The 11,315-nt window shown below is 41.3% G+C and carries 11 protein-coding genes; 4 read left to right on the plus strand and 7 right to left on the minus strand.

Annotation, left to right across the window (positions count from 1 at the left end):
• Positions 1 to 89 precede the first annotated feature (89 nt).
• Positions 90 to 191: a hypothetical protein gene (locus BDD43_RS31150; protein ID WP_394339642.1), complete on the plus strand. Its 102-nt coding sequence runs from the start codon at positions 90 to 92 to the stop codon at positions 189 to 191.
• Positions 192 to 382: 191 nt separating this feature from the next.
• On the opposite strand, the gene BDD43_RS26340 is transcribed toward BDD43_RS31150, so the two are convergent.
• The 6 genes from BDD43_RS26340 to BDD43_RS26365 form a co-directional block, all read right to left on the minus strand.
• Positions 383 to 886, minus strand: a complete 504-nt coding sequence (locus tag BDD43_RS26340; RefSeq protein ID WP_121201216.1) for a hypothetical protein — start codon at positions 884 to 886, stop codon at positions 383 to 385.
• A gap of 2 nt (positions 887 to 888) precedes the next feature.
• Positions 889 to 2,064 carry a chromate transporter gene (locus BDD43_RS26345; RefSeq protein ID WP_121201217.1) on the minus strand — a complete coding sequence of 392 codons (1,176 nt, stop codon included), beginning with the start codon at positions 2,062 to 2,064 and terminating at the stop codon, positions 889 to 891.
• Entirely contained in the window at positions 2,064 to 3,044 is a 981-nt protein-coding gene (locus BDD43_RS26350; RefSeq protein ID WP_121201218.1) for a DUF1259 domain-containing protein, read from the minus strand. Before BDD43_RS26350 ends, BDD43_RS26345 begins: the two co-directional genes overlap by 1 nt.
• 62 nt (positions 3,045 to 3,106) lie before the next feature.
• Entirely contained in the window at positions 3,107 to 3,967 is an 861-nt protein-coding gene (locus tag BDD43_RS26355) for a chromate resistance protein ChrB domain-containing protein (protein WP_121201219.1), read from the minus strand.
• 169 nt (positions 3,968 to 4,136) lie between these two features.
• The gene (locus BDD43_RS26360; protein WP_147425748.1) at positions 4,137 to 4,424 is read right to left on the minus strand and encodes an ISAon1 family transposase N-terminal region protein; all 288 of its coding nucleotides are present in this window, start codon (positions 4,422 to 4,424) and stop codon (positions 4,137 to 4,139) included.
• 531 nt (positions 4,425 to 4,955) lie between these two features.
• Positions 4,956 to 5,585 carry a hypothetical protein gene (locus BDD43_RS26365; RefSeq protein WP_121201221.1) on the minus strand — a complete coding sequence of 210 codons (630 nt, stop codon included), beginning with the start codon at positions 5,583 to 5,585 and terminating at the stop codon, positions 4,956 to 4,958.
• 245 nt (positions 5,586 to 5,830) lie between these two features.
• Between BDD43_RS26365 and BDD43_RS26370 the strand changes: the two genes are divergently transcribed.
• The 3 genes from BDD43_RS26370 to BDD43_RS31155 are packed head-to-tail and all read left to right on the plus strand — an operon-like array spanning position 5,831 to position 9,476.
• Positions 5,831 to 6,328, plus strand: a complete 498-nt coding sequence (locus tag BDD43_RS26370; protein ID WP_121201222.1) for a hypothetical protein — start codon at positions 5,831 to 5,833, stop codon at positions 6,326 to 6,328.
• Positions 6,325 to 9,243, plus strand: a complete 2,919-nt coding sequence (locus BDD43_RS26375; protein ID WP_121201223.1) for an NACHT domain-containing protein — start codon at positions 6,325 to 6,327, stop codon at positions 9,241 to 9,243. The genes BDD43_RS26370 and BDD43_RS26375 overlap by 4 nt, the downstream gene beginning before the upstream one ends.
• Positions 9,244 to 9,248: 5 nt before the next feature.
• Entirely contained in the window at positions 9,249 to 9,476 is a 228-nt protein-coding gene (locus tag BDD43_RS31155; protein ID WP_121201224.1) for a glycerophosphodiester phosphodiesterase family protein, read from the plus strand.
• Here BDD43_RS31155 and BDD43_RS26385 read toward each other — a convergent pair.
• The gene (locus BDD43_RS26385) at positions 9,451 to 10,923 is read right to left on the minus strand and encodes a transposase (RefSeq protein WP_121195838.1); all 1,473 of its coding nucleotides are present in this window, start codon (positions 10,921 to 10,923) and stop codon (positions 9,451 to 9,453) included. The two genes, BDD43_RS31155 and BDD43_RS26385, sit on opposite strands and share 26 nt — an antisense overlap.
• Positions 10,924 to 11,315: the final 392 nt, after the last annotated feature.

The following is an 11,315-nucleotide window of genomic DNA, read 5'->3' on the forward strand; positions in this document are numbered from 1 at the left end:
GGCTCTGATTACTTATATCCATTTTAGAGTTACCTTGGCCATTTTTTAACATTTTAGTTTATATGGCATCAGTAAAAGTTTTCCCAACAATGGATAAAATCAAAAACAGTGGCAGGGGCCCTATTTATCTCCGCATTACAAAAAACAGGCATTCAAAATATATTGACATTTATATAAATCCCAACGACTGAAATAAGAAAAGCGGCAAAATTAAACCCGCCGGGGGAATTATTTTTTTGCGGGCTTAACCCCCAAAATACCAATTGTACCTTTAAAAATTAAACCTGTTAATTACATGTTAACAAATTAGTTAGGCTTTATGTAATTATAAATTTGTATAATTATGTATTTGGCTAATGAATATAATTATGGGAATAAGTTATTAAAAGGAAACCCCTATTTGTAAACCTGTGCTAACAGAAGCCGGCAAATCATTGCCGAACCTGACTGGAAATGGAACCGAAACAAATAGGCTGGCATCCTTCCCTTTCTTAAGAACCTGATTAAGTACAGGAGTAAACCCAAAGCGACCACCAGTTTCAAAAGCCATTCGCCCGATAAAAGTAAACCCATGTTTGAAGCGGAACATGGCGCCGGGATGAAATAAAACCGAATTAACTTTAGAAATGTTCTTTTCGGTTCTGATCGCGGGTGCTACCTCAAAGCTAATACCGAAACTGTCGCTTTTAATCAGATTAACTCCAAAAGGAAATGCAATGACATACACATTTCCAAAATTGCTGGCAAAGTTTCCATCCGTGTAAGTGGTTAATGGTTGCAGTACACTAAAGTAGCCCGTTACTTTAGGATAATTGGGGGATTGTTGCGCATAGCCATGTTTTAAAATCAATAATAATAACAAGGTTGTAGTAAAGGATTTAAACATATTTATAGAGTTTTAATGAGAATGCCAATAATAGCGGCAAGGCCGATGATGTAAGGCTCTTGCAGTTTTTTAATATAGATTAGCGCTAATACCGCAGCAATGCCTATTGATGCGGTTGGAATATCAATGATTGAGCGCAAGGCAATTATAATAACCGAACCAACGAGTGCACCAATTACGGAAGCGGTTATACCTTCTACAAAGGCTTTAATACTGGCATTCTTAGCAATCTTTTTAAATGATGGGGCTAATGCTACTGTAAATAGATAACAAGGCAGGAAAGTTGCCAAAGCAGCTACACATGCGCCGGGAAATCCAGCTACCAGATAACCTATAAAGCCAACGGTAATTACCACCGGTCCCGGAGTAATCATAGCTACGGCGACCGCATCTAAAAACTGATGTTCATTCAGCCAACCGAACTCTTTAACCACGCCACCATGTAAAAACGGTACGATAGCCAATCCGCTACCAAATACAAACGTACCCGCCTTTACAAAGAACCACGCCATTTGCTCTAAAGTTTTGCCATCATACTTCCAAAATCCGGTACTGATTAAAATTCCTGCGGGCAATACCGAAGGTTTTTTGATCCACTGCGGTGGCGCCTTTAACAGCATATATATTACGCCGCAAAAAAGAAAAAGTAATATTTCTTCACGCTCAGTTACAACGGTTACCACGATGCCTGCCAAATAAAAAAACCACAATAACCATTTAGCTTTCATAGCCGCAGGTTCAAATTTGCTGATAGACTTAATGGTGAGTTTATACGCGCTCATCGCAATAATACCTATTACAGCCGCACCTACTCCATAAAAAACTGCTTGCATCCAAGGCAAGCCGCCATAAAGCTGATAAGCCATCCCCAATAACACCACCATAATAAATGATGGAAGCACAAATGCCAAGCCAGTCAAAGTCGCTCCGATCAGCCCATAGTGAACGTATCCAATATAGATACCCAGTTGTGCTGCTAATGGCCCCGGGGCCAGTTGAGCTAATGCTAAACCCTCTTTATATTCTTCTTCAGTCAGCCAGCCTTTATTTTCTACCAGATCGCGTTGCATGTAGCCTACTAAAGCCACGGGGCCGCCAAACCCCCAAGTTCCGAGTTTTAAGTAGTATAAGGTGATATCCCATAGGGAATAACCGGGTTTTATTGCCTGTTCTTTCATTACATTTTCATACCACTCATAGAAGCCTTACCCAACACATCCAAAGCCGCACGGAAGCCCTGTGCTAATGTTGTTGCATTACCCCTGCCGTAATAATGCAAAAAGATCATGTGCGGCTCATCGCCCAGCATGTGGTTATGTACCGCAACAACTTCAAGGTTATGCGCGCGTAATGTTTTAATTACGCTATTTACTTCGCTTTGCAGCATGGCAATATCGCCCGCGATATGCGCATCATCCTGTTTACCCGCAAATGATGCCCAACTGTTCAGCCCCATATTTGTCGTCATCTCTACACCCATTGCTGTGATTCTCAGATCTGCACGGCCAACGGTATATTTATAAGTTGGGCCGTTCACTGTTCCGGTATATTTTACGATAGCATCCAGTGACGGAAGGTCGAAGTTTTCTTTCCCTGTTACTGGATTTGGCGCCGATGGGGCTGGTTGGTTGGCTGGAAATAACTTACTATCTCGTATTGTTGCTGCATACTTTTTAGCGAGGTCAGCGATAGTACCCATTCCGTGGATGTGCATATAGAAAATGCGGGGTTCTTCGTAAAAAAAATGATTATGGATAGCAGCAATTTCTAATCCGTTGGCATGAGCAGCCGAAATCAAAGGATTGACTTCTTCCATCTGCAATACGGTATCACTCATAACCATCGCCGATTTGCCATCAGCGGTTTTCTTAAATGACACCCAACCACCGAAACCAAACGGGATCGGTACCGCTTCCCCTTTGATCTTCATTTTGAGATCGTTGCGAGGAAGCGGCGTAGTATAAACTTGCTCTAAATCTTTGTAAGTTCCCTTTTTGCCTAATGCGGCATCAATAGCTGCAATTTCATCGGCGGTGATCGGTGGCGTTTTTCCCGCTGGAAGTGGGAGGGCATTGAGCCTATTGATGGGTAATAATAATGCAGTTCCGGCTAATGCAGTTGTTTGTAAGAATGTTCTTCTGTTGCTTTCCGTTTTCATAAGTAGCGTTTGTATGAGTGATACAATACTACCGGTAGAAAAGCAAACGAAATTGTACAGATTTAACTACTTGTATCCTTTTTACTTTTCAGTATGCTTTTTTTGTAAAAAGATGGATTTTGTCCTGTCTGCTTTTTGAAAATGCGATTAAAATGGCTCTGATCAGAAAACCCGGTGAGGTAAGCAATGTCTGTTAAACTATAATCAGTCGTTTCAATCAAAATGATTGCTTTGTCGATACGCAATTTTCGGATATAATCCCCAAATGATAGGTTATCAAAATATTTAGAAAACTCCCGTGAAAGGTAAGCCGGATTGATTTCCAACTCGTTAGATACTTGTTGTAAACTCAAACTCATGTTAGTATCGATCTGATCCTGGATCATTTCTTTGAGTTCCTTGGCCCAGGCGGGCGCTTTTTTTCCTTTATTATCTTGCAGATATTTTGTGAAGACTTCGAGTAACATTTGTTCTACCGTTCCGGTCTGCGAATGCTTTTCATAATACAGGTATTGCGCCCAGCTATACATGCCGTCATATATGCGCATTCCAAACGCCAGTAATTCCATATCATCAGTACTGTTGTAGGCTAACCCTGAAAAAATTGCTTCAAGACCAGCAGATTGCGGAGCAAAATCGTGGCGGTCGGTATCTGCGCCGCGTATTATAGCCGCCATTCGGTTAAGAGCCTCGTCTTTTAATTGGTGCTTTTTAATAAAATAATCAAAAGTGCATTGGTCTTCATAATGGGTGTATTCAACGCCCGGCAGATCAAAAGGAATAGCCCCCAACTCCTTAGCTTTGGTAATTACTTCGCTGAATGGCACGTAAATAAATTCCGCTTCTACATCAATAAACCGTTTGATCAACCAAGGGCAAGCTATGCGGTCAATTTTGGGTCGTTCCCGTGTAATCCACTTCATGCCTTAAAGATATTATTTTGTCAACGTTTATCATTTTTCATAAAAAACAACGCCGAACTTAAAAGTGCCAGTGAAAGTATGCCCCCATATAAGAAATCTTTGTCCGCAAAATGATTGCCGGTATAGTCGAAATTAAAAAGCTGAAACAGGTCCAGGAAAAATACTTTTTTTATTCCCCCACAAGAATTCTGCTTGATCCCTTAACTTCCCATCTGCGTCTTTTGATGCAAAGGGCTACCTTATGACCCCGTATAGGGAAATCCTGTATAGCTGTTTCAGGCAAGAAACCTTTCGATTCCAATTGTGACTTTTCATAACCCGATGGTGGCTCGTTCTTTTCTTCCAGGTAAATATTCATTTGCCCACTCTCAGGTGAGCGAACATCCATAAGTTCAAAATATTCCAAAAGACCTTCAGGTAAGATCAAACGGACAAGGGTTTCGTGTGGTGTAGACAAGGGTATTCGTATTCGTTATTCCTATCCGCAAATCAAATACTTTTTTTATTAACCCACAAGAATTCTGCTTGATCCCAAATCTGCATTTAAAATGCATTTTAAACAGAAAAGGCGCATTTTCATGCGCCTTTTAGCTTTAAACGTTCGACCTGTTGGGTGGTCTTTGTGATCCCGCTGGGATCACTTTTATCTATAGAAAAGCGCTTTTTAGCGCTGAAATCAACTTTTCTAATCAAAGTGGGCACCATTTAGGGCACCAGTCATTTTGGAACGCTTTGATATGATTTAAAGAACTAATTCGTGATATGTAAATATACGATTTTATAATAAATATCGGCGTTGTGGGATAATGTTTTTTGAAAATATCCGAGTTGATTTCGTGATCCTGCTAACTAATGTTATTCTAACAATCTTTTAAATTTTAATGTTAGCAAACAAATTATTGCAACTCCGAGGATCGTCGTTCATTGTCACATTTTAAATTTAACGTTATGTAGGTATATCTTTCCGTTTTAATAACTCCGTCGCAAACTAATTACAACGTACGGGCTTTGTTTGGCAATTGCAGTTGTCTGCCGGGTATTTACGCTGAATAAATGCACACATGAGATCGCCTACAGCATAGGGTACCACATCCCGGAAGTCGGATTGATTGCGGACATCTTTGTCAAAGAAATTACGCTGATGGCAAAACTCATGGGCGATGTGGCTGGCATAGGTGATCATGGTGCAGTTGTAACACGGCGGATCAAGCAATAACCAATTGCGGTAAGTGGTGGTCAGGTTCTGTCCGGGACCAGTACTTCCCATGGTACCGGACAAGTAAACACCAGGACGAAGGCCACGGGGTTTAATTACGAGGTTAATTCTGGCGGTATCGGTCCAGCGATAGAGCGTGTCGAAGGCGCCCTGAGCTGTAAGACCATTACGTACGTTTCCGCCTAAACGCTCCCAATCAAAATGATGACCCACGAACCCCCGTTCAAATTCAGGGTCGTGAATGATCTCGTTGATTAGTTTAACAGCATCGGCCACCATTTTACGGTAAACCGGATCAATGTTATTGGCCACTTTGATGGTTAAAACCGGCCTTGGTTGCGCAAAAAGTATAGGGCTTGAAAAAAGAAGAAGGAGGATAAGGACAGGTAAATATTTTTTCATATACCTAAAATAATAATTATATTTAAACCAACCTTAATCACATATATGAAAATACTTTATAAAGTATTGTTTGCGCTTCTAACCTGCAGCACAAACATCCTCGTCGCTCAAGCACAGACCTGGCTGGGTGAATATTTCAGGAACAAATCCGAGCTAATAGTTTATTGCACAATAATATACTCTTAATTTTTTACATAATTTTTTTAATGTTAAGTTTAATGCGTGATCTAAAACTTTATCCCTGAATGAAACTAATCTTCCTCGTATTGCTGCTTTTGAGTATGATGAATGCTACTGTAGTTGCCCAGCAAAAGGATACCACGCGCTGGTATCAGAAACTACCGGCCTGCCCTTGCAGAAATCCCGATTTTAATGGTGTGAAATTAAATGACGGATGGGCAAAGGATAAAGGGAATCTGGCTAAATACCATAAAGGAGCAACCGCTTCATTTCGTTCGTATCCGGCCGTGAAGACTGAAGAAGGTAAATCTTGCCAACAATGTTGCTATGATAGCAAGGGCGACCTAATTGTTAGCGGCCGGGCAGCAGGAACGCTGGATAAGAAAAGCGCTTGTAGTGGTGAAGATAAAAATGGCTTGATGACGGTCAGGTACTTTGGCCTGATCGGCCATTATTTTAAAGATGTGAAGCCTTGGAACAATTTGATGAAAAAAGACACGGCTGGCTGGAAAGCCTATAATGCCTTATGGATACCAAATAACGGAAATCATTGCGGCTTGTGAATAACAGAACCAACCTTTCGCGCTTAGCAGTCGGCCTAGGAGCGATTTTGTTACTCCTGATAAATACCTTTATTAGCGACGGGTTGATCAAGCAGCTCTGCAACGTCATTGCCGTAATTACTGGAAGCTATGCTTTAATAGCGAAAATATGGCCGAGAGCACCCTTCATCCATAAACTCAATTACGAACTGCGTAAATACGCTTTTTTCGATATTCTGCTCGGGGAGGTAAAAGACGAAAGTTCAACCACCGGAGAGCCTTTTGAAAAGTTCAAAAGCCGGGTTTTGACTTATACTTTAGAACAGATCACTAATCGTACTGATCTCATTAATAGTCCGGAAATATTCAGTTTTGATTTCGGAGTGGATGAAAAATTTAAAGAAGGCACCAAACCTGAAAATAAAACCAAAGACTGGAAATCACACCTCAATAAACAATTTCTGTTTATAACCGGTATATCAGGTAGCGGGAAAACATTCGAATTGATCAAGCGCGTACATTTTCTTTGTCAACAATTGATGCCCGGATTGACTGAACATGAATTACTGCGCCAAAAAAAGATACCCTTATACATCGAGCTCAAATCACTGGATCGTAAATTAGATCATCACTGGATTGTTGATTACATTAGTAAATCAGCCGCTGTAGCTAATAAAAGCTTAAGTCAACGGCAAATTACGGCTTTGTTAACCAGTAATGAGGTGATTTACTTCTTTGATGGTGTAGACGAAGTATTACAGCAGTATAGGGATGATTGTGTAAAGCAGATGATCAAACTTTCGGAGGACACAGGTGTACACGTAACCTGCCGGAAGAAAGTATTTAAGGAACTTGAAAACATGAATATCCTGTCGCGAGAATGTTTTCCAGCGGAATATTTCCTCAAACCTTTATCCATCGAATGGGTAAAGGAAATTATCCTCGCCCTGACTGATCGACCCAACGAAGAAAAGGCCGAGATGATCGCGTTTATTACTAATAAACCGAACTTACAGCAGCATATGTCGCGCCCGATCTTCCTGAATTTGTTTATTGGCGTTTATCATAACTTAAGCACGGAAGAAAAGAGAATGTTAGAGTCCGCGGATGAGGATGCGACTATGGATGTGCTTTGGACGAATTATGAAGATTTTATCGTTAAAAAGAAACTGCCCCGTGATAGTGATGTTTTGGCAATCAGGACTATAACGGTATGGTTGGCGAAGATCATGGGCTACCGGTCTTTCTTTATCGAATCCATCCAGCCGTTTTGGCTTTCAAGAATCGAGGGAGGAGAAGTCGTTGAATATAAAGCGGTTCAACGACTTTATTTTTTGGCGACTCGAATTATAGCCTCGGTGATCATCGGTGTTGCGCTTTCTTGTATCATTTCGACCCCATTTGCATTGTTATCAGGCAGTATTGTAGGCGGGATCACTATTGCCATTTTTGCCGGACTTTATAATGGCCGGCCCACGCCAACGCGCATGCCCCCCTGGCTTTCCAGTTTGCTTTTTTCACTGGGTATGATCTTAACGCTCATCTTAGTCTGCGGTGCATACCAAGGGTTGACCTTGCCACGCGCGCCGGAGGAAATGGCGACACCTTATTTCTCGGCAACGGAATGCTGGCCGGGCGTTCTCCTGGGCATTACTTTGAGTACGATCTTCAGCTATCGGGTGATTATGGAAAAGATCAAGAAACAATATATCCTGCCGGTGGAATTGTTCCACTTCGACTGGCCTCATGCTTTCAAATATGGATTGTCATGGGGTTTTACAAGTGGGGTTATTACCGGTAGCATTGCCATCTATGTCAGGCACCATTACGCGAAAACGGTCTTTATCAGGAAATGGCTCGTTCCTTATCTCCAAAAGATCGTTATAAAATTCGGCGGCGTGAAAATCTCCGACCGGAACATTGATATTGCGATTTTCATTTATGCTTTCCTCGTTACTTTTTTTGTGGCATCGATCATCATTGTTCTATTGGCTGGTCGTTATAACGATAAGATCGAAGAAGACACGGGAAAGAAACAGAAACTGAATTACGGGATTAAAGAATCCCGTCGTCACGCCGTCATCCATGCTGTCAAGGTTGGCGTGTTGGTTTGTGTACTTTACTATTTTGTGATGATCCGAATGGGCATGGGGAATTGGTTTTTTTCTTTCAAAATATCGTTCGGGATCGCTGTATTAGCTTTTTTGTGGTTTGGCGGAATGGAGGTGATCAATCACCGCATACTTCGCATCAATCTTTATTTCCGTGGGATTGCGCCGTTAGACTATAGTCCCTGGGTGCAATCACAACAAGATATGGGTTTAATTATACCGACCGGCTTTCAAATGAAATTTTATCACACCACCCTGGCGGGCTATTATATGCGCTACAAACTGGCTGATAACCCTCGGATCAGATTGAAAAAGAAAAATGTGAAGGATGTTTTTTTATACTGCCTTTTGCTATCCATATGTCTTGGCTTTTTCGGCCTTCCATTTTATATGCGCTATGGCAAGGACACTTATTGGAAAAGTAAATACGAAGTCCATACGGTTATACCCCAAGTAAAACAGGAAACAGATAGTACCTACCGTTTTCTGGCAGACCAGAAACTTACGGTTTCCACCGGCGGGCATGTTGTCGTTGGAACCTTCGTTGGTTATACCTCGCCTGCCGGAACAACATGCGGTTTTATGGGCATGCCCATCGACAGCGCCTATAACGTTGAAGGATTCGGTGCTTACCGCCATGCGGCGTTACTTTACCGGATCAAACGGCAAGGCGCGGCCTGGTCGAAATATCGTTACGCTGCTGATCTCCGTTTGCTCAAAGTCGCTAAAAATGACGAGTTGCAATTGCTGGTCAATGATAAAGAATGGCAAAATAATTCCGGGCATTACCAGCTCAGTATGACTGTTTGTGATACCTGTAAATAGTGAAAATGACAGAACAACTTGACTGGTTAACGAGCCGGCCGATCGCCCATCGTGGCTTGCATGATCGCGAAAATTCGGTGCCGGAAAACTCTATGAGCGCATTTGAAAACGCAATTGCGCACAACTATGCTATCGAACTTGACGTGCATGTTACGCTAAGCCACGAGGTAGTTGTGTTTCATGACGACAGTTTAAACCCTAACTCCGCTAATTTAGGTAGTCTATGTCAATAGATTTAAAGAGGTCTTTTGTCTTTTTTGTTATTTCGGATCTTACCCAGGTGTTTCGGATTTTAGTTTGGTAGATGCTTTTTGATATTTCTACTATGTCCTTTGGTGCATATTTTGAAAGTTTGTTTGCTGTTTTTAGTCGTGTATACAACCTGTAGTATGCGATCATGGCTATAAAATTTGCCATTAACCATCCTTCCAGCACATATCGGTTCTGCATGTAGGTTTTGTCTGCAAGCAGGAAGTGCTTGTAGGCGTCAAACATGACTTCTATTTCATTGCGCTGTTTGTAGGTTTCATATAACATTTGTGCGGACACCGCTTCAGGCAGGTGATTCGTGAGTGTAAGTGTTCCAAAACGGTCAACCCGTTCAAAGAAATCAACTTCTTTATACTTATCAGGATGTGTTTGAGTACGGGTAAGGAAATCAGCTTCTTCTTCTACTCTAAGGCGCTCGTCAAGGTAAGTAGTTAGCATCAGTCCTTCTTTTTCATATTCATAATACCAGACCACCCTCTTCTGATAGGTGAAATAATTCTTTATACCTTTTTTAAAATTGGCTTGCTGTAGCGGTTCATAATCTATGAGATTATTATTTCTGTATAGTGGGATAATGAAATGAATGGAGGCAGTTTTGAGGTCAGCGACGTTTTTCTTGCTGTAAAATCCCTTGTCGGCAATGAAAACCACATCTTTGATATTTAGTTCGTCTACACATATCTTCATCGATGTAACGTCAGTAATATTCCCATTGATAAGTCTATAATACACCGGTTGTTGCATTTGTGCAGAAAAAATGTACATCAGGCGTATTTGTGGATCATAGCTATGCTGTGGATTATAACCCATTGCGTTGACTGAAAGATGTTCTGAAAGGGATGGTATGTGCGTAGAATCAATCATTACAAATTTATCCTGCATAGCTTCCCTTACCCCTAATCTGCCTTTCATCCAGCCCAGCAATAGTTCTCTGTTTTCTCCTACATATTTCAATGCAGCTGTAATTGCTTTGTCATCAAGACCTTTTGTGACCCAGTTCAGAGAACAGTAGTCATGTGCATGTTGAAACGGCATACGCTTTATTGGGTGCTGATAAGCAAAACGCATCATTGCTACTGTCAATAATGTTTGACTAACAGGCTCTGGGAAGAGTGTAAGTAAACTGGGAAGATCCTCAGCAAGCAAAGACGTAAAGAGATTATACAATCCGTATGTTTTGATATCTACTACCGGCAGGCTGTTGCCTTTATCTTTTATTAGTTTTTTATCCGACGGGACAAAGCCCTCCTTCTCGGTGATTTTACCAAGAAGTTCCAGGGTTATTTTATCCGTCCGCTTTTTTTCAGAATTATAACGATACTCAACAGCGTACTTGTAAAATGTACCCTTGATAAGCCTGATCTCTGTTTTTGGCTCTTTAAATTTTTGAATCCAGGAAGGTAACGACATAGACAACCTAATTAGGTAGCCCAAAATAAACAAAAAAAGGAACAATCAAGCGTTGTTCCACTATATTTTTCAAAATAGACGGGGTAATTATGCGGAGTTAGGGGTTAAAACGCATGTGTGGTGTGGAACGGAGGGTTGATTCCCTGACTAAACAAATCTCGTATATTACCCTCTTTTAAATACAGATGAGCGGATACCGCTTTTAAAAGATGTGTTAAATCTGGTCAAAGGCCGGGTACCATTGCTCATTGAAATCAAACGCCAGCCCTGGGTGAAGAATGCCAATATGGTTATTTTGAATAGCTTATTGGGATATAAAGGCGCTTTTGCTATCCAGTCATTTGATCCGATGTTACTGGGATGGTTTGCCAAGAAAGGGCCAATGATCATCA

Source organism: Mucilaginibacter gracilis, assembly GCF_003633615.1.
Classification (GTDB): Bacteria; Bacteroidota; Bacteroidia; order Sphingobacteriales; family Sphingobacteriaceae; genus Mucilaginibacter; species Mucilaginibacter gracilis.